At 70.7% G+C, this 24166-nt stretch carries 21 protein-coding genes; 13 read left to right on the top strand and 8 right to left on the bottom strand.

All coding sequences use genetic code 11. The annotated features are described in order from the left end of the window. Nucleotides 1-32 precede the first annotated feature (32 nt). Both OG430_RS44255 and OG430_RS44250 read left to right on the top strand, forming a co-directional pair. Entirely contained in the window at nt 33-1529 is a 1497-nt protein-coding gene (locus tag OG430_RS44255; RefSeq protein WP_327358333.1) for a DUF2079 domain-containing protein, read from the top strand. An 18-nt stretch (nt 1530-1547) separates the two neighbouring features. Next, complete coding sequence (locus OG430_RS44250) at nt 1548-1763, top strand: hypothetical protein (protein WP_327358332.1); 216 nt, start codon at nt 1548-1550, stop codon at nt 1761-1763. Nucleotides 1764-1786: 23 nt separating this feature from the next. Here the strand turns inward: OG430_RS44250 and OG430_RS44245 are convergent, their stop codons facing one another. Then, nucleotides 1787-2452, bottom strand: coding sequence for a HalD/BesD family halogenase (locus OG430_RS44245; protein ID WP_327358331.1), 666 nt, complete (start codon nt 2450-2452; stop codon nt 1787-1789). 218 nt (nt 2453-2670) lie between these two features. Between OG430_RS44245 and OG430_RS44240 the strand changes: the two genes are divergently transcribed. Further along, on the top strand, nt 2671-3021 hold the full coding sequence (locus tag OG430_RS44240) for a hypothetical protein (protein WP_327358330.1): 351 nt from the start codon (nt 2671-2673) through the stop codon (nt 3019-3021). 9 nt (nt 3022-3030) lie between these two features. On the opposite strand, the gene OG430_RS44235 is transcribed toward OG430_RS44240, so the two are convergent. Further along, the gene (locus tag OG430_RS44235; protein ID WP_327358329.1) at nt 3031-3996 is read right to left on the bottom strand and encodes a C45 family peptidase; all 966 of its coding nucleotides are present in this window, start codon (nt 3994-3996) and stop codon (nt 3031-3033) included. 252 nt (nt 3997-4248) lie between these two features. Here OG430_RS44235 and OG430_RS44230 point away from each other — a divergent pair, with 252 nt between their 5' ends. After that, complete coding sequence (locus OG430_RS44230) at nt 4249-5130, top strand: SGNH/GDSL hydrolase family protein (protein WP_442816666.1); 882 nt, start codon at nt 4249-4251, stop codon at nt 5128-5130. A gap of 215 nt (nt 5131-5345) precedes the next feature. Then, complete coding sequence (gene helR, locus OG430_RS44225) at nt 5346-7514, top strand: RNA polymerase recycling motor ATPase HelR (RefSeq protein ID WP_327358328.1); 2169 nt, start codon at nt 5346-5348, stop codon at nt 7512-7514. Between the two features lie 196 nt (nt 7515-7710). Here helR and OG430_RS44220 read toward each other — a convergent pair whose 3' ends face one another. Continuing rightward, nucleotides 7711-8958 carry an exo-alpha-sialidase gene (locus tag OG430_RS44220; RefSeq protein WP_327358327.1) on the bottom strand — a complete coding sequence of 416 codons (1248 nt, stop codon included), beginning with the start codon at nt 8956-8958 and terminating at the stop codon, nt 7711-7713. Nucleotides 8959-9246: 288 nt separating this feature from the next. Here OG430_RS44220 and OG430_RS44215 point away from each other — a divergent pair, with 288 nt between their 5' ends. The 4 genes from OG430_RS44215 (at nt 9247) to OG430_RS44200 (ending at nt 12746) form a co-directional block, all read left to right on the top strand. Continuing rightward, nucleotides 9247-10314: an NAD(P)/FAD-dependent oxidoreductase gene (locus OG430_RS44215; RefSeq protein ID WP_327358326.1), complete on the top strand. Its 1068-nt coding sequence runs from the start codon at nt 9247-9249 to the stop codon at nt 10312-10314. A gap of 283 nt (nt 10315-10597) precedes the next feature. Then, nucleotides 10598-11224: a TetR/AcrR family transcriptional regulator gene (locus tag OG430_RS44210; protein ID WP_327358325.1), complete on the top strand. Its 627-nt coding sequence runs from the start codon at nt 10598-10600 to the stop codon at nt 11222-11224. Beyond that, nucleotides 11221-12078: an alpha/beta fold hydrolase gene (locus tag OG430_RS44205; RefSeq protein WP_327358324.1), complete on the top strand. Its 858-nt coding sequence runs from the start codon at nt 11221-11223 to the stop codon at nt 12076-12078. Before OG430_RS44210 ends, OG430_RS44205 begins: the two co-directional genes overlap by 4 nt. Before the next feature lie 230 nt (nt 12079-12308). Then, nucleotides 12309-12746 (top strand): hypothetical protein, encoded by a 438-nt coding sequence (locus OG430_RS44200; RefSeq protein ID WP_327358323.1) that lies wholly within the window; start codon nt 12309-12311, stop codon nt 12744-12746. Nucleotides 12747-12770: 24 nt separating this feature from the next. On the opposite strand, the gene OG430_RS44195 is transcribed toward OG430_RS44200, so the two are convergent. The 3 genes from OG430_RS44195 to OG430_RS44185 all read right to left on the bottom strand — a co-directional run bounded on the left by OG430_RS44195 (nt 12771) and on the right by OG430_RS44185 (nt 16901). Continuing rightward, the gene (locus OG430_RS44195; RefSeq protein WP_327358322.1) at nt 12771-14450 is read right to left on the bottom strand and encodes an alpha,alpha-phosphotrehalase; all 1680 of its coding nucleotides are present in this window, start codon (nt 14448-14450) and stop codon (nt 12771-12773) included. Continuing rightward, a complete protein-coding gene (gene treB / locus OG430_RS44190; RefSeq protein ID WP_327358321.1) occupies nt 14447-15910 on the bottom strand; it encodes a PTS trehalose transporter subunit IIBC in 1464 nt (487 codons plus the stop codon). Before treB ends, OG430_RS44195 begins: the two co-directional genes overlap by 4 nt. A 148-nt stretch (nt 15911-16058) precedes the next feature. Beyond that, nucleotides 16059-16901 carry a helix-turn-helix transcriptional regulator gene (locus OG430_RS44185; protein WP_327358320.1) on the bottom strand — a complete coding sequence of 281 codons (843 nt, stop codon included), beginning with the start codon at nt 16899-16901 and terminating at the stop codon, nt 16059-16061. Between the two features lie 313 nt (nt 16902-17214). Between OG430_RS44185 and OG430_RS44180 the strand changes: the two genes are divergently transcribed. Beyond that, nucleotides 17215-18159: an SDR family oxidoreductase gene (locus OG430_RS44180; RefSeq protein WP_327358319.1), complete on the top strand. Its 945-nt coding sequence runs from the start codon at nt 17215-17217 to the stop codon at nt 18157-18159. On the opposite strand, the gene OG430_RS44175 is transcribed toward OG430_RS44180, so the two are convergent. After that, the gene (locus OG430_RS44175; protein ID WP_327358318.1) at nt 18072-18698 is read right to left on the bottom strand and encodes a helix-turn-helix domain-containing protein; all 627 of its coding nucleotides are present in this window, start codon (nt 18696-18698) and stop codon (nt 18072-18074) included. The two genes, OG430_RS44180 and OG430_RS44175, sit on opposite strands and share 88 nt — an antisense overlap. Nucleotides 18699-18795: 97 nt before the next feature. On the opposite strand from OG430_RS44175, the gene OG430_RS44170 reads away from it, so the two are divergent. Then, nucleotides 18796-19956 carry a pyridoxal phosphate-dependent aminotransferase gene (locus tag OG430_RS44170; protein WP_327358317.1) on the top strand — a complete coding sequence of 387 codons (1161 nt, stop codon included), beginning with the start codon at nt 18796-18798 and terminating at the stop codon, nt 19954-19956. 119 nt (nt 19957-20075) lie between these two features. Here the strand turns inward: OG430_RS44170 and OG430_RS44165 are convergent, their stop codons facing one another. Continuing rightward, nucleotides 20076-20399, bottom strand: coding sequence for a protease inhibitor I42 family protein (locus tag OG430_RS44165; RefSeq protein ID WP_327358316.1), 324 nt, complete (start codon nt 20397-20399; stop codon nt 20076-20078). Between the two features lie 158 nt (nt 20400-20557). Between OG430_RS44165 and OG430_RS44160 the strand changes: the two genes are divergently transcribed. Beyond that, on the top strand, nt 20558-22864 hold the full coding sequence (locus tag OG430_RS44160; RefSeq protein ID WP_327358315.1) for a C1 family peptidase: 2307 nt from the start codon (nt 20558-20560) through the stop codon (nt 22862-22864). Nucleotides 22865-23257: 393 nt separating this feature from the next. Further along, the gene (locus tag OG430_RS44155) at nt 23258-24118 is read left to right on the top strand and encodes an SDR family oxidoreductase (protein WP_327358314.1); all 861 of its coding nucleotides are present in this window, start codon (nt 23258-23260) and stop codon (nt 24116-24118) included. The last annotated feature ends 48 nt before the right edge of the window (nt 24119-24166 follow it).

The raw sequence follows: 24166 nt of genomic DNA, 5'->3' as shown, positions 1-24166 counted from the left end.
ACGGCAGGGCCCGGCTCCTAGCATCCGGCCCCATGATCCCTTCGGCCGAAACGCTCCCCCGGCCCGCCCCCGCACCCGACTCCGCGGACCCGGCCGGCGCCCGCCCGCGCCGTCGGGTGCCGCTGTGGTGGGGCTGGGCCGGGGCCCTCTTCGCCGTGTACGCCGTGCTGTCCGTACGCCGCCACGCGCTGCTGCGCTCGCACGGGTACGACCTGGGCATCTTCGAGCAGGCCGTACGGGCGTACGCGCACTTCGAGGCCCCGGCCGTGCCGCTGCTCGGGGACGGCTTCAACCTGCTGGGCGACCACTTCCACCCGATCCTCGCGGTGCTCGGCCCGTTCTACCGGGTGTGGCCCTCGCCGCTGTGTCTGCTCACGGCGCAGGCCGCGCTGCTCGCGGTGGCGGTGGTGCCGCTCGCGCGGTGGGCGCACCGGGTCCTCGGGGCGGGTGCGGCGCATGTGGTGGCGTTCGGATACGGGGGCAGCTGGGCGATCGCGCAGACCGTGGCGTTCGACTTCCACGAGGTCGTGTTCGCGGTGCCGCTCCTCGCGTGCGCGCTCGAGGCGCTGGGACGGGAGCGCTGGGGGCGGGCCGTGGCGTGGGCCGCGCCGCTGGTCCTCGTGAAGGAGGACCTCGGGATGACGTTGGCCGCGGTGGGCGCGTACGTCGCGCTGAGGGGTCCACGACGGCTCGGGCTGATCACTGCGGCGGCGGGTGTGGCGGCCAGTGTGCTCACGGTGAAGGTGCTGCTCCCGGCGGTCAACCCTGCGGGCCGCAACGCGCATTGGGACCGGGTCAGCGGTGCCGCCGAGGCGGGCGGCGCGCGGGACGGGCTCGTCTCCACTCTGGCCCACCTGCCCTTCGACGCGCTCACTCCGCAGGTCAAGCCGATCCTGCTGATCCTGGTGTTCGCCCCGACCGCGATGGTGGCGCTGCGCTCACCGCTGGCGTGGATCGCCGTGCCCACGCTCGGCTGGCGACTGCTCTCGCACCACCCCTTCCACTGGAACCCCGACTTCCACTACGGCGCGGTGCTCATGCCGGTCGTCTTCGCCGCGCTCGTCGACGCGTTGGCCCGCTGGCGCGGCGTCGACCATCCGCTGGCCCGCCGCCATGTGCGGGCGACGCTCGCGACGGTGGTGGCGGTCACGGTCGTCACGCTCCCGTCGTTCTCGTTCGGGCTGCTCGCCAAGTCCGGTACGTGGCGTACGCCGCCGCACGTCGAAGCGGCCCGCGACCTGCTGGCCAAGATCCCCGACGGGGCGAGTGTCGCCGCCTCCAACCGCCTTGTCCCCCAGCTCACTTCGCGCTGCGAGGTGGTGCTCTTCCCCGGTTATCCGGAGCCGGGCACCCACGCCGAGTGGATCGTTCACGACCGGGTGCCGGCCGACGACTGGCCCAAGCCCGAGGGGCATTGGCCGCAGTCGCTGGACGAGCAGCTGCGCGCGCTCGCCGACGCTCAGCGGTCGGGGGCGTACGACGTCGTGGCGGCCCGCGACGGGATCACCCTGCTGCGGCGCAGGTCCTGAACAGGGCAGACTGGCCTCATGTCGTCTTCTCCGCGTCGCCCCTGCCCCGAGTGCGGCCGCGATGTCGCCGTCGTCGGAGGCCGGCTGGCCCGTCATGACCCGCCCACCGGCCGGGGCGGCGCCGAGCTGGTGTCCTGCACCGGCTCCAAGCGCCGCATGACCCTCGACAACTCCCGGCCCGTTCTGGAGGGTTGGGCCCCTCCTCCGGTGCCCGGGCAGATGCCCCTGTGGTGAACGCCCGCCGCTGAATCAGTGCCTCAATACAGCTCGGCCGCCGACGGTGTGCGGGCCCGCTGCCGGTCCGCGGTGGTGTAGGCGAAGTTCAGCACCGCACGGCGCAGGCCCGGCCGGCGCAGCGGGGTGACACGGTGGGCGGTGGTGTCGGCCCGCAAAAGGTAGGCGTCACCGGGCCGGTGCGCCGCATGGCGGGCATCGGAGGTGTCGAGCGCGCCCAGGCCGCCGGCGTGCGGCACGTACTCCAGGAGCCCGCCGTCGGCGGGGTCGGCCGGTGCCTCGGTGAACAGGACCAGGGCCAGCGGGTAGTCGTCGGTGTGCGCGCCGTGGGTGTCGCCCCGCTCGTGCAGGATGTTGATGACATGCCGCTCCAGCGGATCGGCCACCTCGACGGCCGCGAGCCGGGCGACCCGTCCCAGCCAGCCGATCAGCGGCCCGTCCCGGTAGAGCCTCGGGATCAGCTCCGACTCCTGCGCGATGACGTGCCCGCCGAGGGTCGTCATGTGGCGCGGCGAGTGGTCCATGGAGGCCATGGCGAAATCCCGCCGCACCGCCAGCTTCTCCAGCCGCCCGACCTCGGTCGCGAGCGCGGCGAGCAATCCGGCGGGGACGAGCGACGGCAAGGGGAGATAGCCGTCGCGGGCAAACCGGTCGCTCAGGGCCTGGGTGTACTCGGGTAAGGACAGCACCGCCGGGCCCTACCCGGCCCGCCACCCCCACAATCCGCGCCGCCCGCTGCCGCACCGAGATTGGCCTGAAGGCACCGACACCCGAGGTCAGCGGCCGACCCGCTTCCGCACGAAACCGGCCGAGGACTGGCAGCCGGTCGCACCGCCCGCCGCCGCACCGACGCGAGCTGACCACAGCTCCCCCGTCCCCGAGATCCGCCCGGCGTACGGTGGAGGCCATGACCGCCCTCCTGCCGTACCTGATAGTCGTCGGCTGTCTGGCCCTGGTCATGGGCTTCTTCTCCTGGCTGGCCGTGCTCGTACGCCGCCGCGGCTCGGCGGGTGCCGGGATCCGCGCGGCCTTCGCCTCGCACGACGAGGCCTTCTACGGCACGGCCCATGCGGCGCACTACGAGATCCAGGCCCAGGCCGAACGCAAGGCACCGCTGCTGTCGCCGGACGACGACTGGCGACGCCGCCGCCCCACCGAGGATGCTCGGGCTGCGGCTCACTCCCGCCGGACGCCTTCTCGGCGTAGCCGTCGGGGCGTCGCCCGGTGGGCCGCCCGGCTGCGGCGCGCGGGACGCTGACCGGCCCGGTCAGCCGGTCGGGCCGAGGGCGACGGAGCGTACGCCTTCGGTGAAGTCGTCGAACGACTGCGTCCAGCTCTCACTCGGCCAGTGATAGGTCACCCGGCCCTCGCCCGGCCGGTAGTGCGCGGTGTACAGCGTGCCCAGGCCGTCGTCGTACGCGCCCTGGTACAGCGGCGGCCGCAGCATGGCCGCGACGTCCGGGCCCGCCGCACGCACGGCGGCCAGCCGCTCCTGGGTGCGGGTGAACTGCTCCTGCTCGGCGGGGACGGGACGGTCCTGGTGGTTGGCCGCGCAGGCGTCGGGGGCCTCGGTCATCGCGATGTCCGGGCCTACGTACACCGTGACGGCTCGGGCTGCGTCGACGAGGGTGACGTTCTGCGGGATGCAGATCGGGATCGGGGCGAGCTTCGCCAGGGCCTGGTCGACGGTGTCGCAGGTCTCCAGGAGGTAGCGCAGCACGATGAGGATCGCGAGGCCCGGGCGGTGCACGAAGCGGCCGCCGAAGGTGAGGGAGACCGCGAGCCCGGCGTCGTTCATGCCGTCGAGCAGGCCCCAGCCGGCGTCCTGCATGCCGATGACCGGGCGCAGGAAGTGCGAGGAGACGAGGGTGCCTTCGCAGTCGGCGGGGTTGAAGTCGTAGTTGCACAGGAGGGATTGGCGGGTGCCGATCTGGGTGCAGCCGGAGAAGAAGGGCCGTATCGCGGCGTGGGTGAGCAGGGTCTCGCCGTCGGGGCGGTCAACTTGGGCGGACAGCCGGTCGAGCACGGGGACCAGCTCGGGCAGATGCGCCTCGAACAGGGCACGGGCCTCGGTCCGGCCTGCCGGAGTGCGGCCCTCCTCGGTCAGCCAGGTCTCCATCTGAGGCCATTGGGCCTGCACATGGGCGGCCCAGCGGCCGTCCGCGCCGTCGCCGACCTCGATGGCACGGAACGTCTTCTTCTTCTTCTTCTTCTGCTGCTGCTGCTGGGCCATGGGACTCCTGGGTGGGCGCCGGACGACCGGCGAGTGGGCGGGACGTCGGCAACGTAGCGAAATTCAGGGGCAATTCACCAGAACCCCGTACACACCGCGATGGGCAGCCGCGCGCGCACTGACCCCGTCCAAAGCATTGACTATGATTCAAACCTGCCAGTAACTTCAGCGCGGCCCAGCCGAAACCCCCATCCCCACAAGGGTGTTGGGCCCAGCTCGAGCCCGCCCGTGCCGCGTTCGAAGGAGTCCGAGATGCAGCTCCGTATGCCCCTGCGCCGACTGACCACGACGATTGCCGCAGCCGGCACCGTCGCCGCCCTCGGCGTCGCCGTGCCGGCCCAGGCATCCGCCACCGAGCGGCTGCCGTACGTGGCCCTCGGGGACAGTTACAGCGCCGCGTCCGGCAACTTCCCGCTGGACCCGACCGCGCCGCTGCTGTGCGCCCGCTCTACGGTCAACTACCCGCACGTCATCGCCCGGCGCACCGGCGCCCAACTGACCGACGTCAGCTGCGGCGGGGCCCAGACCAAGGACTTCGCCGGATCCCAATACCCGGGTGTCGCCCCACAGTTGGACGCGGTGCGCGGCGACACCCGGCTGGTGACGATGACCATCGGCGGCAACGACAACAACACCTTCATCAGCGCGATCCTCGCCTGCGGCTCGGCCGGGATTCTCACCGGCGGCAAGGGCAGCCCCTGCAAGGACCTCTACGGCAGCAGCTTCGACGACAAGATCGAATCGGGTACGTATCCGGCGGTCAGGGCCGCATTGAAGGCGGTCCGGGCCAAGGCTCCGGACGCCCGCATCGCCATCATCGGCTACCCGTGGATCGTGCCGGCGAAGGCGGACCGGTCCTGCTTCGCCAAGATGCCCGTCGCGGAGGGCGACGTGCCCTACCTGCGCAACCTGCAGGGCCATCTCAACCAGGTCATCGAGCGGGCCGCCGCCGAGACCGGCACCATGTTCGTCGACATGGCGGCGGCCTCGGAGGGCCACGACGCCTGCCGGCCCATCGGCACCCGCTGGATCGAGCCGGTGCTGCCGCACGCCAGTCTCGCGGTCGTGCATCCCAATGCGCTGGGTGAGGCGGGGATGGCCGACCGGACCGTTGGTGCGCTCGGCCTCGGCTGACGCTGCGGGGGCGCGAGGAGGCGCCGTGTGCGTGAGGAGGGGGTTGTCCGTCTGCGGCGGACGATCAAGGAGAGGAGGAGTTCTCACTCCTTTCCACTCCTAAGTTATAGCTGGTGGGGGGCCTTGCGGCAAGGCCCCCGTGGTGCCGCACAATCATCGATCTGAGCCACAACCTGCGGAACCATCCTCCACCACCTGCACCCGGAGCTAATGACTTGAGTCCCGTGCCCACCAGCGCGTTCAACCTCCCCGACCGTCTCTCCCCCAAGGCCGACCCGACGCTGATCACCGATGACGAGAAGCACTTCGCGGCTATCGCGCAGTGCCTCGAGGAGTCGATCACCGAGCTGTCCGACCGCCTCGACGCCGCGCTCAAGGCGCCCGGTGGTGTGGGCCAGCAGGCGATGGACCGGGACATGGAGATCCACCGGCTGACCTCCCGGCTGCGTACGCTGCGGCGCTTCGGCCTGGATCTGTGCCTCGGGCGCATGGTCGGCGCGGACGGTGCCGACGTGGCGGACGGCACGGAGCCCGTGTACGTCGGACGACTGGGTCTGACCGACAGCTCGGGCCGTCAGCTGCTGCTCGACTGGCGCGCGCCCGCGGCCGAACCCTTCTTCGGAGCGACCCACGGCAACCCGATGGGCCTGGCCAGCCGGCGCAGGTATCGCTGGACCGGCGGCCTGATCAGCGACTACTGGGACGAGGTCTTCACCTCGGACGCGTTCGCCGGGCACGCCGCGCTCGACGACCAGTCCGCGTTCATCGCCAGCCTGGGCAGCAACCGCTCGACGCAGATGCGCGACGTGCTCAGCACCATCCAGGCCGACCAGGACGCCATCATCCGCGCGGGCTCCCAGGGTGCCCTCGTCGTCGACGGCGGTCCTGGTACGGGCAAGACCGTCGTCGCCCTGCACCGCTCCGCCTACCTGCTGTACTCCGACCCGCGCCTCGGTCACCGTCGGGGCGGCGTGCTGTTCGTCGGTCCGCACGAGCCGTACCTGGGCTACGTCGCGGACGTCCTGCCCAGCCTCGGCGAGGAGGCTGTGCAGACCTGCACCCTGCGCGACCTCGTGCCCGAGGGGGCCGCGGCGCCGGTCGAGTCGGACCCGGAGGTGGCGCGACTGAAGTCGTCGGCGGGCATCGTGAAGGCGATCGAGAAGGCCGTGCGGTTCTACGAGGATCCGCCCGGCAAGGGGATGACGGTCTCGACCCCGTGGTCGGACATCTGGCTGAGCGCGGAGGAATGGGCCGAGGCGTTCGCGGCACCAGGGCCCAGCATTCCGCACAACGAGGCGCGCGAGCAGATCTGGGAGGAACTGGTCTCCATCCTGCTGGACAAGCACGACGGCGACGATGTCTCGCCCGAGCTGTTCCGCAAGTCGCTGCAGCACGACGAGGAGTTGGTCGGCGCCCTCAACGGCGCGTGGCCGCTGCTCGAAGCGGCCGACCTCGTCGGCGACCTGTGGTCCGTACCGGCCTACCTGCGGATGTGCGCTCCCTGGCTGAGTCCCGATGAAGTTCGCACGCTCAAGCGGACGGACGCCCAGGCCTGGACGGTGTCCGACCTGCCGCTCCTGGACGCGGCACGCCAGCGGCTCGGCGACCCGGAGGCGGCACGGCGCAAGCGTCGGCACGATGCCGCTGTCGCCGCCGAACGCGAGCGCATGGCCGGCGTGATCGAGGACGTGGTCGCGGCCGACGCCGACGGTGAGGGCGCGGTGACGATGCTGCGCGGCAAGGACCTCCAGGACAGCCTGATCGACGAGAGTGCGCTGCCCGGTGCGGACCGCGATGTGCTGGCCGGGCCGTTCGCCCACATCGTCGTGGACGAGGCGCAGGAACTGACCGACGCGGAGTGGCAGATGCTGCTGCTGCGCTGCCCGTCCCGGAGCTTCACCATCGTCGGGGACCGCGCCCAGGCCCGGCACGGGTTCACCGAGTCGTGGCAGGAACGCCTCGAGCGGGTCGGCCTGGACCGGATCACCATGGCGTCCCTGACCGTCAACTACCGGACGCCGGAAGAGATCATGGCGGAGGCCGAGCCGGTCATCCGGGCCGCGCTCCCGGACGCCAATGTGCCGACCTCCATCCGCAGCAGCGGCATCCCCGTCGAGCGCGGCGCCGCCTCGGAGTTGGGCGCGGTGCTCGACGACTGGCTTGCCGCACACGCCGACGGAATCGCCTGCGTCATCGGCGATCCCACCTTCCGCCCGGGGCCCCGCGTGCGCTCGCTGACCCCTCAGCTGTCGAAGGGCCTCGAGTTCGACCTGGTCGTCCTCGTCGATCCGGAGCAGTTCGGTACGGGCATCGAGGGTGCGGTCGACCACTATGTGGCGATGACCCGGGCGACGCAGAAGCTCGTGATCCTCACGAGTTCCTGATTCCGAGGAGCTCATCCCGGCGCCACCACGATGCGGGTGGCGCCGGGCCGCGTCGAGGGGCGGGCAGGGGCGCGTCGAGCTATGGGCATGGACGCGTCGAGGGCCAGGCGCCGCCCACGATGCCGCAGTTGGTGCGGACGGCGTAGAACTGACCGAGATAGGCGTAGAACTGACCGAGATAGTGGCCGCCGGTGGTTCAACCCGAGGCGCCCAGGGTGAATTCGTGCCACCGGATGCCGTCGGCGGATATGCGGTAGGAACCATTTCCGAAGCTGTCCGACCACAGATATCCGAGCGGCGTGGTGGTCATATAGCCCGCCGGTTCGCGCACGGGTGAGGTGCGGGTGAAGGTCCGGGCGCCGTCGGTGCTGCGCCAGATGCCCTCCTCGCCGTACACCGTGAGGCTGCCGTCGTGGGCTGCGACCGGGGCTCCGAGGAGAGAGTTCAGCCCGTCGTCCTTGCCTTGCCGGTAGCGCCACACCCGGGTCCACGTACGGCCGTCGTCGTTGCTGGCATGTATCGACAGCAGGCCGTTCTTCACTTGGGGCGCCGTCCGGGGAAGTTGGCCTCGCTCCGCCGCGTACAGGGTGTCCTTGCCCTCGGCGAGTACGAAGCCCCAGGTGTGCTCGGAGGTGCCCCGCAACCGGGTCTTGGTCCAGCTGCGGCCGCGATCATGGCTCACCACGGCTGCGGGCCGCGCCGACTCGGGGTCCTTGCCGGTGACCAACAGCACGTTTCCCGTGGGGTGTTCGGCCGGCTGGAGCATGCCCTTGAGGGGTGGTTGCTCGGCCAGGACGCGATACTCGCCGCTGCCCGGCGTGATCATCACGAGGCGGGAACGTACGCAGCCGTTGCCGTCACGACCCGGCTTCAGGCAGTCGGTCACCAGGGTGCCACCCTTCGGAACCTCGGATGTGGTGCCGGTCGCTGTGGACGTGCCGGTCTTCCAGGTCCGGCCGCCGTCGCGGGTGAACCAGGTCCGGTCGCCTCGTGGCGAGGACAGGCCCTCGGCGATCAGGGCCCGGCCGGGGCCCAGGACGACGAGGTTCGACGAGATGCCCGAGTCGTTCCCGACGGCGGGCAGCGGCGACCGGCCCTGCCGCCAGGCCTTGGCTCCCTTGTCCAGCACGGCGACGAACTGGCGGCATTTCCCCGGGGATTCGTCCTCGGGGCAGTCCGCGAGAAGGGCGAACCCGGAGCCGTCCGCGGCGAAGCCGAGACTGTGGGACCAGCCCGGAAGCCTGTCCGCCGACGGGATCCGCGCCGGGGCCTTGCCCACCGTCTTGAGCGGCGCGGTGGTGGATGGCTTCGGCTCCGCCTTGCCCGGTGGCTTCCCGTCCCCGTCCGTCGCGTCAGCGCAGGCCACGAGCAGCAGCGCGAGGGCCGTCGCTGCCGCTGCTTGCTTCGCGCGTGTCCAACGGCGCTGCTTCGAGCTCTTGTCCATGAGGCCATCCGATCCGCGGTGAGTGAGCAACTGCCTCTGATACACCGCGGATCGCAGCCAGGTTCCCCTTTTCATGGGCTCAGATGCGGAATCCGATCTCCGACTTGCTCGGCGGGTGTCGGCATGCGTGCCCGGTGGAATCCTTCGGCACGTGGCCAGGAGCGCCGCACGCCAATTCTGTTGCGTACTGCCAGATGCAGGGACTACTACAGCAACCGGACTGGGTCCGACGAGCCGCAAGCCCAGTCCGAGCGTCCGAGCAGGCGTCGCGGCACCGAAGAGGAGCCCATGTCAGCCGTAGTCGTTGTCGGTGCGGGAATCGTCGGCTCCTCGGTGGCCTACCACCTGGCGTGCCGGGGAGTGCCCGTGACCTTGCTCGACCAGGGGCCGTCGCCGGCCACGGGAGTGACAGGAGACTCCTTCGCCTGGATCGGGAACGCCGGAAGGCAATGGCCCGGCGGAGCAAGGGACTTGCGCGCATCCGTTCTGGCGGACCACAGGAGGCTGGAGACCGAGCTGCCTGAGATCGCCGTCCGCTGGACCGGCTCCCTGACCTGGACCGACGCTCTGCTTCAAGGCGGGCAGAACGGGCAGCACGCACAGCCGGGGCCGGGGCAGTACGTGGTCGGGCCAAGTGACATCGCAGCGCTGGAGCCGCACCTCCAGGACCCGCCCCGGCTGGCCATTCACACCCCGAGCGACGGAGGAGTCGATCCAAGGGCGTTGGCCGCAGCACTGGTGAACGCGGCCCGCACACACGGGGCAGAAGTGATCTACGGAGCGGCGGTCAGATCGCTCAAGATGGCGGGCTCACGCGCCGTGGGAGTGCTGTCCTCGGCCGGTTTCCACCCAGCCGAGACCGTCGTGCTCGCCGCCGGAACCAACGTCACGACCCTCGCCGAACCGCTGCAGCTCGACCTGCCCGTAGCCGCCTCCCCGGCCTGCCTGGCGCACCTCACCGCACCGCCGGGGCTGGTCAGGACCATCACCGCCGGCCCGGGTTTCGAGGTCCGCGAGGTACGCGACGGACACCTCCTGCTGGTCTTTCCGCACGCCGAAGGCGACCCGGCGGCAAGGCTCGAGCAGGCCGCGCGCCACGCGCTAAGGCGCCTGCAAACGGTCTTCAGCGGCGGTGACGCATGCCGTTTGGTGGACTACCGCATCGGCAGACGCCCGATGCCCGCCCACGGACCGATCGTGGGATACGCGACACAGGATCGATCCGTCTACGTCGCCGTCATGCACTCGGCAATCACCTTGGCACCCACCGTCGGACGTCTGGTCGCGGACGAACTCGTGAGCGGGAAGCCGACCGCCGAACTGCGGCGCTGTCGCCCTCGCGGTGTGCCGCAGTGAGGAGCGCTTCGCTGCACGGACCGGGCGCTGGTGAGGGCGGCCGTAGAAATCCGCGGGATCCATATGATCAAAGCGACGGCCGCCCTCACGGGCAGCGTAATGCCCCACCCCGTAAGGCCCCGGTCAACGCCGAGCGTTGCCAGTCAGCGGGGCTCTTCCCGCCGGCTCGAGGCCGACAGCGTTCACTGATCGCCGTCCAGGTGGGAGAACAGGGCCTTGCAGAATCCAGAGTCTCCACTAAATTTAGACTGCTCTCTAACTTTATCGCGAACGGGGTACGCAGATGGAGACGGCCGAAGGCGGGCTGCGTGAGCGGCACAAGGCTCAGCGGCGCAGTCGGATCCTCGAGGCGGCGCGTGAACTCCTGCGGGACAGCCCGGAGTCGGCGCTCAGCACCGAGCGGATCGCCGAGCGGGCGGAGGTGGCCCCGGCCACCGTGTACAACCTGATCGGACCGCGCGACAAGGTCTGGGAGGCGCTCGCCACCGGGTTCATGGACGAACTCGACCGCCGCCTCGCCGTGTTGGGAGGGGGCGACCCGCGAGAAGTCGTCAGGTCGACCGTCCAGCTGTTCGTGGGCGATCCAGTCGTTTCGCGTCGCATGGTGCGGGAGTGGGAGGCGAGTGGCCTGGTGCTCGACCGCAGCCCGCTCACCCAGCTCCGCCAGGCGCTGGCTGACGTACGGACACAGGGCCTGCTGCGCGCCGACATCGACACGGACGCGTTGGCCGCCGTTGTCGGCACCGCGTGCGTGGGGGCGCTGCATCAGTGGGTCGCCGCCCTGATCGATGACGACCGGTTCCTGGCGCGTGCGCTGTTCGCGCTGGACGTCGCGCTCGCCGCGGCGGCTGCGGATCCCCACCGTGACCGGCTCCTTGCGCCGCTGCGCACCGAAGGCGGCGCGGTATGACGCCCGGCGAACTGCCGCGGCCCCGACGCTTCCTGGGCCACGGCGGGATCCTGCTCACGGCGGATGTGTGGGGCTCGGATTCCGCGCCTCCGCTCGTCCTGCTGCACGGCGGCGGCCAGACGCGACACGCCTGGGGTCGGACCGGCCCTCGCCTGGCCGCCCTGGGGTGGCAGGTCATCGCCCCGGACCTGCGCGGGCACGGCGAGAGCGGATGGTCGGCCGATGGCGGCTACGACCTCGACCTGTACGCCGAGGACGTCCGGGCGCTCGTCGCCGAACTCGGCGGCCGGCCGCTGCTCATCGGCGCCTCGCTCGGCGGCCTGAGCGCGCTGCTCGCCGCCGGAGAGGCACCCGAGGCGGCGATTCGCGCCCTGGTGCTGGTCGACGTCGCCCATCGGCCGGATCCCCGCGGGGTGCGCCGGATCACCGAGTTCATGCGCGGCCGGCCGGACGGATTCGCGAGCGTGGCGGAGGCGGCCGCGGCGGTCTCCGCCCACCTGCCGCATCGCGTACGTTCCGACAACCCCGAGGGGATACGGAACAACCTGCGGCCCCACGGCGATCGCTGGCTCTGGCACTGGGATCCACGGATGCCGGCCGGCTTCGAGGGCAGGATGGACCCGCCCGGCATGGCAGAGCGTCTGCTCGACGCCGCATGCCACACCGACGCGCCGATCCTCCTCGTCCGCGGCGGAAGCAGCGACGTGGTGCGCGACGACATCGCCGAGCAGTTCTGCGACAGGGTTCCCCATGCGCGGCGCGTCGATGTGGCCGACGCGGGGCACATGGTGGTCGGCGATCGGAACGAGCACTTCCTCGATGCCATCGTCCCGTTCCTCGAAGGGATCGCGTGAGCGTGGGACGGGGACCGGGCCTCACCCGTACCTCCTGTGCGGCGCAGGGTGTTTGAGGCGTTCGTGGCAGAAGGTGCGCGCCGGGGCGGATGCCGGGGGCGGCGTCCACGCGTGCGCCCATCCGTGCGCGGGGTGTGCGCTCCCCATGGGCGGGTTCGGCGTACGCGCCGGTGGCGGTATGTCTGAAGGCGACGTCGTTCGGCGAACGTGTCTCGCGAAGGAGTACCGCTATGGCAACCGTGGACTCGGGTCGGCTGTGCGCCATCGTCAAGATCTTGGACCAGGCGAGCATGCACCTTCGCCTGGCAACGCGCGAGCAGACAACCGCCGCGCAGTCGGGGCGGGTCGCCGCCGCGCTGCCTCCGGACCCGACCGCCTGCACGATCGCGTCCCTGCTCGGCATCTCCGAGACCGCGGCCGCCTGTGTGCGGCGTGCCCTGGTCCACCTGAGCGACGGCGAGCAGCAGCGTGCCGTCGAAGCGCTGCGGTCGGTCGGCACCCACGCGCAATGGCGAGCTGCGGCCCAGACGGCGACAGGGCGCATGCTGCCGCACCGCGTGACCACGGCGGTGCGGCTGATGCGCGGCATCAGGGGGCTGTTCACCGTGGAGACGGAGCAGGCGCTGGGCCGGGTGCTCGACCCGGCAGGTCATGCACTGGGCTGGTAAGTGACCGGCCGGGCCGCTCGCGCCTCAGGCGCTGCGCACCCACATTCCCGCCTGGTAGGGCCGCAGCGTCCCGGACGTCGGCGTACCCATGGAACGCGGGTAGTTGGTGAGCAGCTGCTGCCAGCCGCCGCCGTCCAGCTCGGCCGGCCGCTCCCACGGGCAGGGTCGGTCGGAGAAGTTGGCGACTACCAGGAGCTCGTGCGTGCCGTGGCGGCGTACGTACGCCCACAGCTTCGGGTCGTCGGGGGCCAGGTCCGTGTAATCGCCGTGGACCAGTACGTCCAGCTCCTTGCGCAGGGCGATCAGGCGCTTGTACGTGTGGAAGACGGAGTCCTCGTCCTTGCGGGCCGAAGTCGCGTTCACAAGAGCAGAGTTGGCCGCCGTACGCAGCCAGGGCGTGCCGGAGGTGAAGCCCGCGTTCGCCGTGTCGTCCCACTGCATCGGTGCCCGGCTGTTGTCCCGGGACTTCGCCGCCAGCACGTCGAGGATGTGCGTCTCGTCGAGCCCGGCCTCGCGCCACTCCTCGTACAGGTTGAGCGACTCGACGTCCCGGTAGTCGGCGATCGAGCGGTAGTCCGGGTTCGTCATGCCGAACTCCTCGCCCTGATAGACGTACGGAGTGCCCTGCATGCCGTGCAACACGATGGCCAGCATCTTCGCGCTCGGCGTGTGCAGTGCGCTGTCGCCCGCGCCGAAGCGGGAGACGATGCGCGGCTGGTCGTGGTTGCACCAGAACAGCGCGTTCCAGGCCTGCCCGTGCATGCCCTGCTGCCAGTGCGCGAACAGGCGCTTGAGCTCGATCAGGTCGGGCGGGGCGACCGTCCACTTGTCGCCGCCCGGGTAATCGACCTTCAGGTGATGGAAGTTGAAGGTCATGGACAACTCGCCGCCCGAGGCATCCGCGTACCGGCGGCAGTGGTCGAGGGTCGTGGACGACATCTCTCCGACGCTCATCAGGCCGTGGGGGCGCAGCACCTCGCGGCTCAATTCCCGCAGGTACGTGTGGACTTCGGGGCCGTCCGTGTAGAACTCCCGGCCGTCCGTGCCCGGCGCGTCCGGCAGGCCCGGCGTCTTGGAGATGAGGTTGACCACGTCCAGGCGTACGCCGTCCACGCCCTTGCGGGCCCAGAAGTGGACGACGTCCTGCGCGGCCGAACGCACCCTGGGGTTCGACCAGTTGAGGTCCGCCTGCTCCGGCGCGAAGAGGTGCAGGTAGTACTCGCCGGACTTGGGCTCGTAACTCCAGGCGCTGCCGCCGAACTTGGAGCGCCAGTTGTTCGGCGGGCCGCCGTCCGCGGCCGGCGCGCGCCAGATGTAGAAGTCGCGGTACGGGCCGTCCGCGTCCTCGACGGCCGAGCGGAACCACAGGTGCGCGGTGGAGGTGTGGTTGAACACCATGTCCATCACGAGCTTCATACCGCGCGCGTGCAGGGCGCTCACCAGGTCGTCGAAGTCGGCCATGGAGCCGTACGCCGGGTCGATCGCGCAGTAGTCGGAGACGTCGTAGCCGTTGTCGACCTGGGGCGAGCGGTAGACGGGGGTGAGCCAGACCGCGTCCACGCCGAGTTCGGCCAGATGGTCCAGGCGGCGGATCACGCCGCGCAGGTCGCCGGTGCCCGAACCCGTCGTGTCCTGGAAGGACTTGGGGTAGATCTGGTAGACGGTGCCGCTCTGCCACCAGGCGGTCGTGGTGGGGGTCGTCATGCGCTCGCCCCCTCGGCCTCGGCGAGCGCCTCACGGGCCGCGGCGCGGCGGGAGAACACCAGGGTGAGGGCGAGCGGCACGGCGATCGCGACCGCCATGGCCAGGGAGTACACCGCCCAGTACTCGTGCTTGATGGAGAGGATGCCGGGCAGTCCGCCCACCCCGATGCCGTTGGCCATCACTCCGGCGATCCCGCAGATCAGGGCCGCGCACGCGGAGCCGATCATCGCGGCGAGCATCGGGTACTTGAAGCGCAGGTTCACGCCGTACATCGCGGGCTCGGTCACACCCAGGTACGCGGACACGGCAGCCGGCACGGCCAGTTCGCGGGTCTTCCCGCGCTTGGCCACGACGATCATGCCGACGACTGCGGAGGCCTGAGCGATGTTGGACAGGGCGATCAGCGGCCAGATCGGGGTGCCGCCGATGTCCTGCATCAGCTGCAGGTCGACCGCGTTGGTGGTGTGGTGGATGCCGGTGATGACGAGCGGCGCGTAGAAGAAGCCGAAGATCACCGCGCCGATGGGTGCGAAGCCGCCGGTCAGCATCGCCTTGGCGCCGTTGCCGACGAGGTCGCCGAGCTCACGGCCGAGCGGGCCGAGCACGACGTGGGCGAGCAGCACGGTCGTCACGAGCGCGACGAACGGCACGACCACCTGGTACAGCGCGTTGGGCACGATCTTCTTCAGCCTGAGCTCGATGAACGCGAGCGTCAGACCGGCTAGCACGGCCGGGATGACCTGTGCCTGGTAGCCGACCATGGGGATCTGCGCGAAGCCGAAGTCCCAGACCTTGGGCGTCTCCTGGCCGATCGCGTACGCGTTCATCAGCTGCGGTGAGACGAGCGTGATGCCGAGGACGATGCCGAGGATCTCGGTGCCGCCCATCTTCTTCACGGTCGCCCAGCACACGCCGACCGGCAGGAAGTGGAAGATCGCCTCACCGAGCAGCCAGAGGAAGTCGTACGTCCCCTGCCAGAACTGGCTGGACTCCGCGAGGGTCTGGTCGCCGAACTTGATGTCGCCGATGACATTGCGGGCGCCGAGGATCAGACCGCCGGTGATGATCGCGAAGAGGAGGGGCACGAAGATCTCGGCGAGGTGCGAGATGCCGCGCTCCCACCACTTCATGTTCGCGCGGGCCGCCTTCTTGGCCTCCTCCTTGGAGCCGGCGGACTGGTCGCCGAGGAGCGCGGTGAGCTCCTTGTGGAAGTCCTCGACCTCGCTGCCGATGACGACCTGGAACTGTCCGCCCTGGTTGAAGGATCCCTTCACCGAGGGCAGCTTGCCGATCTTCTCGGTGTCGGCGAGCGACGGGTCGTTGAGGACGAACCGCAGCCGGGTGAGGCAGTGGCTGACCGTGGCGACGTTCGAGGCCCCGCCGACCAGCTCGACCAGCTCGCGCATCTGCGCGGTGACATCCGCTGCCGGGGCCGAGGCACCCTGCTCCGCTACTGCCATCGCTCCACCCTTGTCCTCTCCTACAGGCACACAGAGGGCTCGGATAAGCCCTGCGTAAAGCCTTGAGTAGGCAGGGGGTGAAGCGGGGAGGGCGATGGTCCTGAGTTGGCGGGTACTTGGTCGCGAAAAGGGGTGCGGGCGTGGCAGCTCAGCGCAGCGCCTGCGTGCCCACGACGGACAGCAGCTGCAGCTTTTCGTGGCTCTCGCTGCCGGGGACGGCGGTGTAGACGAGCAGGTGGTGCGACTGGCTCGGTTCGAGCAGTGTCTGGCAGGTCAGCTCCAGCGCGCCGACTTCGGGGTGGACGAAGTGCTTGACCTCGTGGGGGCGGATGCCGACCTCGTGGTCGTTCCACACCTGGCGGAACTCTTCGCTCTGCGACAGGAGCAGGTCGGCGAGGTGCGCGGCGCGGGAATCCGGGCCGCGCAGCGTGACCACGCCCCGTAGACCCGAGGCGAACATGCGGGTGAGGAAGGGGTGTTCGTCGGGGGCATAGAGCTGTCGCGTCGCCGGGTCGGTGAACCACCGGTAGCCGAGGCTGCGGGCCGGGCCGCTGTAGGCGGTCAGGTCGCCGGTGAGCGCGACGCCGAGCTCGGTCTGCCGCAGCGTCTCGCCGAGTTCCGTGACGATCTCCGCGGGGGTGTCGTGCAGGCGGTCGAAGATGCGCAGCAGGCCGGGGCTGATGTGCTCGCCGGCCGCGCCCCGCGCGGGCGGGTTGTGTCCGGCGAGCCGGAACAGGTGGTCACGCTCGTCAAGGGAGAGATGGAGTCCCTGCGCGATCGAGGCGATCATCTGCTCGGACGGCTGGGGTCCGCGCTCCCGTTCCAGGCGCGCGTAGTAGTCGGTCGACATGTGGCACAGCGCGGCCACTTCCTCCCGCCGCAGGCCGCTCGTCCGGCGGCGTCGGCCGCGCGGGAGGCCGACGTCCTCGGGTTGCAGCGACTCCCGGCGCCGCCGGAGGAACTCCGCCAGACCCGTCCGGTCGATCACCACGGGTGCCTCCTTCGTCGCTGTCTGGTGCCGGCCTCATTCCTACCGCCCGCCGCGCCACGTATCCACGCCCTACCGATCCCCCCTTGCCGAGCGTGTCGCTGTACCGGCAGGCGACGGCCGACCGGTGATCCTTCGAGAGCTCCACGGCAGGCTCCCACCTCCCCCGACCTCGCCCTACACGGCTCCGGCTCCGGCTCCGGCTCCGGCTCCGGCAGCAACGACGGATTCGGTATCAGGGGATCGAGCGGCCCTGGATAGCACCGCCGGCCTCCACGACGGTGGAGGCAAAGACACCGCCACGAGGAGTGCCCCCATGCCACGCCGCCCCATCGACATCACCGTCCCCGACCTGTCCGGCAAGCGCGCCGTCGTCACCGGAGGGAGCGACGGCATCGGCCTCGGACTCGCCACGCGCCTTGCCGCGGCAGGGGCCGAAGTTCTGCTGCCGGTACGCAATCCGCGCAAGGGCGAGGCGGCCATCGCCAAGATCAGGCAGGCGCACCCCACCGCGAACGTGTCGCTGCGCGAGCTCGACCTGTCGTCGCTCGACTCCGTCGCGGCACTCGGCGAGGCCCTGCGTGCGGAGGGGCAGCCGATCCGCATCCTCATCAACAACGCCGGCGTGATGACCCCGCCCGACCGGCAGACGACCGTCGACGGGTACGAGCTTCAGTTCGGCACCAACCACCTCGGCCACTTCGCCCTCGTGGGCCACCTGCTGCCACTGCTGCGCTCCGGCCACGCACGCGTGACCTCCCAGATCAGCGTCTCGGCGAACCAGAACTCCGTCAACTGGCAGGACCTGAACTGGGAACGCTCCTACAAGGGCAGCCACGCCTACAGCCAGTCGAAGATCGCGTTCGGGCTCTTCGGCCTCGAACTCGACCGGCGCAGCCAGGCACACGGCTGGGGCATCACGAGCAACCTCTCCCACCCCGGAGTCGCCCCCACGAGCCTGCTCGCCGCGCGCCCCGAGATCGGCCGCGACCGGGACACCCTCGGCGTGCGGCTCATCCGCGGCCTGTCCGCGCGCGGCATCCTGCTCGGCACCGTCGAGTCGGCGAAACTCCCGGCTCTGTACGCCGCGACGGCTGCCGACGCCTTGGGCGCCCGCCTCTACGGGCCGAACGGCCCCGGACATCTGGGCGGCCCGCCTGCCGAGCAGAAGCTCTACTCCCGCCTGCGCAGCGCCGAGGACGCCCGGCGCGTCTGGGAAGTCTCCGAAGAGCTCTCGAAGGTCTCCTTCCCCAACGGCTGAGGTGGCTGTGGCGGTGCGACGCGTGCCGGATGGCGCACGGTGAGGACGGCCTCGACGGCACCGGAGACCGCGCCATAGGTGTGCGGGATGTCGGCGCGCCAGTGGGCGTGTTCGCCCGGGCCCGCCTCGACCGGGGCCGAGGCCGCGCCGACGCGTGCGGTGCCGGACAGGACGATGAGGTGCTCCTCGGTACCCGGCAGGTGGGCATCCGATTCCTGGACGGCACCGGCCCGGATGCGTATGCGGTAGATCTCGGTGACGGCGGCCGGATCCTCGTACCGCTCGACGAGGACCGCGTCCACGGCGCGGCCGGACAGTGGTGCTCGCGTCGGCTCGGGCCCGATCACGGCGCTGAGCGGTGCGCCGAGCCCCGTCGCGAGCGCGTAGAGCGTCTCCAGTGTGGCGTTGCGGCGCCCCGCTTCCAGCTCGGAGAGCGTGCCCTTGCCGACGCCGGACCGGCGTGCCAGCTCGGACAGGGAGAGGCCGCGCTCCACGCGCAGTTCACGCAACCGGCTACCCACCTGCTGGGCCAGGTTCACATCTCCCGCTCTCCGTAAGGATGTTGGCGATTTCGGGTTCCGCCCCTAGTGTTCCACGAACGGAACGTTCTGTTTACGGAACAAGGTGAGGACCCTCATGACCGTGTCACGCCTGCAGCACATCCCCGGCATCGGAGTGGACCTCGTGGGGGCTGCCGCCGATGCCGCTCACGACCCCGACATGCTGCGGCTGGAGAATCTCGACACCGACCTGCGGCCACCGCAGATCGCCCTCGACATCACGCGCCGGGCGATCGACGACGACGCCACGAACAGCTACCTGCCCTTCCAGGGCCGGCACGACCTGCGCGAAGCCGCCGCCGCCCATGTCGGCCGGATCGCCGGCCGCGACTACGACCCGGCAGCGGGCTGCGCCATCGTCGCGGGCGGCCTCAACGGCGTACTGAACACGCTGCTCGCCACCGTCGAGCCGGGGCAGGAAGTGGTGCTCGGCGACCCGGTCTACGCCGGACTCGTCAACCGCGTCCGACTCGCGGGCGGTGTCCCGAGGCATGTGCCCTGCCGTCCGACCCCCGAGGGCTGGCGCACCGATCCGGCCGAACTGGCCGCCGCCGTGGGCCCCGACACCGCCGCGGTCCTGGTGATGTCCCCAGCCATGCCCACCGGCGACCTGCTCGGCCATGCGCACTGGGACGCCTTGGCGCCTGCGGTGGCCGAGCACGGCTGCTGGGTGATCTACGACGCGGCCATGGAGCGCATCCGCTTCGACGGGAAGGCCCCGGAGCATCCGGCCGCGCATCCCCAACTGGCCGACCACACCATCACGGTGGGCTCCGCGTCCAAGGAACTGCGGCTCATCGGCTGGCGGGTCGGCTGGGTCGTCGGTCCGCCGCGCATCATGGCCGACATCACGCTGGTCGGCATGGCCAACGTGGTCGCCCCCGTGGGCATAGCCCAACAGGCCGTGGCCGCCGCCCTCGACGCCCCCGAGGCGGACGCAGACGTGGCCGCGGCCACCGATACCTGGCGGCGGCGCTGCGACCTGGTCCTGTCGGAGCTGGCCGACTACCCGTGCCTGCGGCCGCACGGCGGCTGGTCGCTTCTCCTCGACACCGCCGCCCTGGGCCTCTCCCCCGCCGAGGCATCGGAGCGGCTGTTCCGGTACGGGAAGGTCGCGGCGACCCCGATGACCGGCTGGGGCCCACAGGGCCGCGACCACCTGCGGCTGGTCTTCGCGAACGAGCCCGCCGAACGCCTCGCCGGACTGCGGGAACGCGTCGCGGCCGCCTTCGGCTGAACGCCGAGGGCGAATCCCGTCTGCTCGATTCGGAGCGTGATGGCGATGTGCGGCCGGTTCGCTCGCGCGAGCAAGAAGGTCACAATGCGCCGGTCCTGCCCTCGCCCAGAGCCGCAACCTCAACTCACCAGCACAGCAAGCGCAAACCGCGCGACGGGCGCGCTCGCGTCCCGCCCCGGTCGGCACAGCTGGAGATCGAGGTTCGCGCGGCCGGCGGCGTACGCCCGGAAGGTGAACGTGCGTGCTCCGGCGGCGCCCGGCGCGGTGGTGTCGCCCGGCGAGAACTGGCCCCCTTGCCCGGCGAGTACGTCCGAGGCACCGGGGGCGAGCAGCCACAGGTGGCCGGTCGTGGGGTTCTCCCGCAGTGTCACCACCACCAAGTCCCCCACCTGTACGCGGATTTCACGGCCGTGGTCGCTCTCGGTGCAGGTCACCTGTGGCACAGCGTCCTCCTCACCCCGGGCAGGCCCAATAGCACGGACCGGCACCGGACTTGAGGCCTCTTTCCGGTCATTGCCGTGCAAGGGCTGGTCGACTCGGACACAGCGGAGCAAAGTGACCACTCTCAATGGCGGCCCGTCCGGCTTCTCGGGGGAACAGAATGGCACCGCAACCGCAGCACGTGGAAGAGATCCAGCAGGCCATCGCCCGCAACAACGCCGACTGGCAGGCCGAAAGCAATCCACTGACCCGGCTGCCGCTCGAAGAGCAGCGCCGCCGCCTGGGCTTCGTCCCCGGCCCCAACGACCCGTCGCTGGCCGAACGCGAAGCGGTGGCCCTGCGCAATCAGCCGGGCCCGGGAGGTCCGGAGTCCGCCGCCTTGGGCGTGCCCGGCGCGTACGACCTGCGCGACGTGGACGGCCAGAACTACATCACGCCCGTCCGCAACCAGGGCAACTGCGGCTCGTGCGTGGCCTTCGGGACGCTCGCCGCCGCCGAGGGCACCTTGCGGGTGGCGCTGAAGAACCCGGACCTGGAGATCGACTACTCCGAGGCGCACCTCTTCTACTGCCACGCGCGCAGGGAAGGCCGCAACTGCGACAACGGCTGGTGGGTGGACCGCGCGCTCGAGGCCATCAAGAACTCCGGTGTCGTGGACGAGAACTGCTATCCGTACACGGGGGGCGACCAGAACTGCTCCAACCTCTCCGACAGCGCTCCGTCCCGGCTCACCTACATCGAGAACTGGCGCCGCTACGTCACCCCGGCCTCCATGAAGATCTGGCTGGCCGGTGAAGGGCCGCTGATCGCCTGCTTCACGGTCTACGAGGACTTCATGTACTACGGCGGGGGCGTGTACCGGCACGTGTGGGGCGAGCGGCTCGGCGGGCACTGCGTGTGTGTCGTCGGCTACGACGACGAGGGCGGCTATTGGATCTGCAAGAACAGCTGGGGCGAGGACCGGGGCGAGAGCGGGTTCTACCGCATCGGCTACGGCGAGGTCGGCATCGACGCCGAGATGTGGACCGTCGAGGGCATCCGCAGTCCCTTCGCGGTGCGCGACGCCGCCTTCGTGTCGCAGTCCGTGCCCACGGCGATGACGCCCGGACAGCCGTACGACGTCGCCGTCACGCTGCGCAACACCGGCATCCAGACCTGGACGCCGGGCCACAACTACCGCCTGGGCTCGCAGAATCCGCAGGACAACACGGTCTGGGGGCCCGGCCGCGTCGACGTACCGCAACAGGTGCCGACGTGGGGCGAGGCGACCTTCGCGTTCCGCGTCACGGCACCCGCGCAGCTGCCCGCCCACCATCAGTGGCGCATGGTGCAGGACGCCGTCGAGTGGTTCGGCGAGTTCACTCCGGACGTCCTGGTGGAGGCGGCCGGCGTGACCGTGCGCTACGGCTCCACGCTGCGCGTGCGGCACGTCGTGACGTGGGCCAATCTGCACTCCCACCCCCATCCGTACGGTCACCCGGGCTCGTCGGGGCAGCAGCAGGTCACCTGCTACGACGGGGCCGACGACAACGACCTGTGGATCGTGAAGGGTCCCGACGGGGCACCGCCGGACCACCGCGTCGGACAGCAGGTCGCACACGGCGACCTGGTGCGCCTGGAGCACGCGGCCACCCGCCGCAACCTGCACAGCCACGCCGGCATCCCCTCCCCCGTCACCGGGCAGCAGGAGGTCACCTGTTTCGGCGAGGCCGGGCAGGGCGACGGCAACGACACCTGGCGGGTGGAGATCGAGGGCGGCGGCACCTGGCAGGCGGGCCGGCAGATGCGCCTGATCCACGTCCCGACCGAGCACGCCCTCCACTCCCACCAGGGCTACTCGCATCCGGACTGGACGATGGGCCAGCAGGAGGTCACCTGCTTCGGCGAACGCGACGCCAACGACCTGTGGTTCGCCTCCGACTTCCGGGCGCGCGACGCGCGATTCGTCTCTCAGCTGGTGCCCACCACCATGGTGCGCGGCCAGGGCTATGACGTGAGCGTGACGATGTGCAATGTCGGCACCGAGACCTGGACGGCGGCCGGCGCCTACCGGCTGGGCTCGCAGAGTCCGCAGGACAACACGGTGTGGGGCCTCGGCCGCGTCGAACTGCCCCGCCCGGTCGCCCCCGGCGAGCAGGTCACCGTCCCGTTCCACGTGACCGCGCCCGCCACCACGGGCGTCACCCACTTCCAGTGGCGGATGCTGCGCGAGGGCGTCGAGTGGTTCGGCGCGCTCTCGGCGCACACGGCCGTACGCGTCTACACGACGCTGGAGGAGACGACGGTCCCCGATGCCACCGGCCTCGGCCGCAGCGCGGCAGGCAACGCGATCCGCTCCGCGGACCTCGTGCCCCACTTCAGCGGCGCCCAGGGAGCCCGGGTCGAGGTATGGAGCCAGGACCCGGAGCCCGGGGCCCAGGTACGGCGGGGCAGCACGGTGACGCTGAGGATGGTTCGCAGCGACTAGGGCCTGTCCGGCGGATCTTCGCGGACTAGCCCGCGGCGTCTGGTGCGTGCTCTCGGCGTGCGCCCGGATCGCCCTCGTACTGGACGTACTTGGGTGATTCGGGCGTGCGGCGAGAGGGCGTGCCAGGCGTCGTGGGCCCGCGAAGATCCGCCGGACAGGCCCTAGTACAACGGCATGGAATCGATCAATACGTCGGCAGGGAGTGGTTCATCCGCGTCAAGATGACCCTCTTCCGGACATTCACGGCAGCCTTTACAGTGCGAGCGCCATGTCGGCGCGGACTCTTCGCTGCGCGAACACCCCTGCTCAGCAAGGGAATTACGGGTTCCGCCGGAGTCATGCCGCAGTCACGCCTCAATGCACCATCGCCATGAGAGCGAGAGGACAACAGTCGTGATTCTTGTTACGGGTGCCACCGGCACCGTCGGTTCCTTACTCGTCTCCGCCCTCCGGGCCCAGGACCGGCAGGTCCGTGCCCTCGTCCGCAATCCCGCCAAGGCACCGGACTCTTGGGATGCGGGCGTGCAACTCGCCACCGCCGACTTCGAGGACCCCAAGTCGCTGGACGCGGCGGTCGACGGGGTCGAAGCCGTCTACGTACTGTGTGGCACCCATCCACAGATGGCCGAGTACGAGCGCCACGTGTTCGATGCCGTCATACGTTCCGGCGCCGGCCCCAAGGTGGTCCTGCACTCAGTCGTCGGCGTCGACCAGGGCCCGCCCAACGGCCGCTTCGCGGTGGCCCATGTGACGGCCTTCGACCATCTGAAGTCCTCGGGTGTCGCCGACTGGACGGTGCTCGCGCCGGGCACGTACTTCCAGAACCTCATCTCCCTTGCCTCTTCCATCAAGGCCGGTGTGCTCGCCGTGCCCGGCGGCGACGGGGCCGTCTCGTACGTGGACGGCAGCGACATCGCCGACGTGGCCGCGCACGTCCTGACCACCGACGGCCACAGCGGCCAGGTCTACACACTCACCGGCCCCGAGGCCGTCACCCACGCACAGATCGCGGCCGGTCTGGGCAAGGCGGCAGGCCACGAGGTCAGCTATCGCGATGTGGCGCCCGAACAGGTCCGCGAGGGGATGCTCGGCGCGGGCGTCGACGCCTGGACGGTCGACGGACTCCTGGAGCTCTACGAGATCTACCGGGCCGGCCACGCCTCCCGCGTCTCCGACGCCGTCCCCCGCCTGCTCGGCCGCCCGGCCCGGGGCCTCGACGACTTCGCCACCGCGCACAGCGCCGTCTTCCGCTGACCGGCGACCGGCCGTGCCGTCCCTCGTCGGCATCGTCGGCCTCGGCGG

This window comes from Streptomyces sp. NBC_01304 (assembly GCF_035975855.1).
Classification (GTDB): domain Bacteria; phylum Actinomycetota; class Actinomycetes; order Streptomycetales; family Streptomycetaceae; genus Streptomyces.
The sequence above is the reverse complement of the archived record's forward strand: the minus strand, read 5'-3'. Positions and strand labels throughout refer to the sequence as shown.

Coding starts and splice junctions, on each gene's coding strand:
- OG430_RS44255 (WP_327358333.1), top strand. CDS start 33: ATGATCCCTTCGGCCGAAACGCTCCCCCGGCCCGCCCCCGCACCCGAC.
- OG430_RS44250 (WP_327358332.1), top strand. CDS start 1,548: ATGTCGTCTTCTCCGCGTCGCCCCTGCCCCGAGTGCGGCCGCGATGTC.
- OG430_RS44240 (WP_327358330.1), top strand. CDS start 2,671: ATGACCGCCCTCCTGCCGTACCTGATAGTCGTCGGCTGTCTGGCCCTG.
- OG430_RS44235 (WP_327358329.1), bottom strand. CDS start 3,996: ATGGCCCAGCAGCAGCAGCAGAAGAAGAAGAAGAAGAAGACGTTCCGT.
- OG430_RS44230 (WP_442816666.1), top strand. CDS start 4,249: ATGCAGCTCCGTATGCCCCTGCGCCGACTGACCACGACGATTGCCGCA.
- OG430_RS44220 (WP_327358327.1), bottom strand. CDS start 8,958: ATGGACAAGAGCTCGAAGCAGCGCCGTTGGACACGCGCGAAGCAAGCA.
- OG430_RS44215 (WP_327358326.1), top strand. CDS start 9,247: ATGTCAGCCGTAGTCGTTGTCGGTGCGGGAATCGTCGGCTCCTCGGTG.
- OG430_RS44210 (WP_327358325.1), top strand. CDS start 10,598: ATGGAGACGGCCGAAGGCGGGCTGCGTGAGCGGCACAAGGCTCAGCGG.
- OG430_RS44205 (WP_327358324.1), top strand. CDS start 11,221: ATGACGCCCGGCGAACTGCCGCGGCCCCGACGCTTCCTGGGCCACGGC.
- OG430_RS44200 (WP_327358323.1), top strand. CDS start 12,309: ATGGCAACCGTGGACTCGGGTCGGCTGTGCGCCATCGTCAAGATCTTG.
- OG430_RS44195 (WP_327358322.1), bottom strand. CDS start 14,450: ATGACGACCCCCACCACGACCGCCTGGTGGCAGAGCGGCACCGTCTAC.
- treB (WP_327358321.1), bottom strand. CDS start 15,910: ATGGCAGTAGCGGAGCAGGGTGCCTCGGCCCCGGCAGCGGATGTCACC.
- OG430_RS44180 (WP_327358319.1), top strand. CDS start 17,215: ATGCCACGCCGCCCCATCGACATCACCGTCCCCGACCTGTCCGGCAAG.
- OG430_RS44170 (WP_327358317.1), top strand. CDS start 18,796: ATGACCGTGTCACGCCTGCAGCACATCCCCGGCATCGGAGTGGACCTC.
- OG430_RS44160 (WP_327358315.1), top strand. CDS start 20,558: ATGGCACCGCAACCGCAGCACGTGGAAGAGATCCAGCAGGCCATCGCC.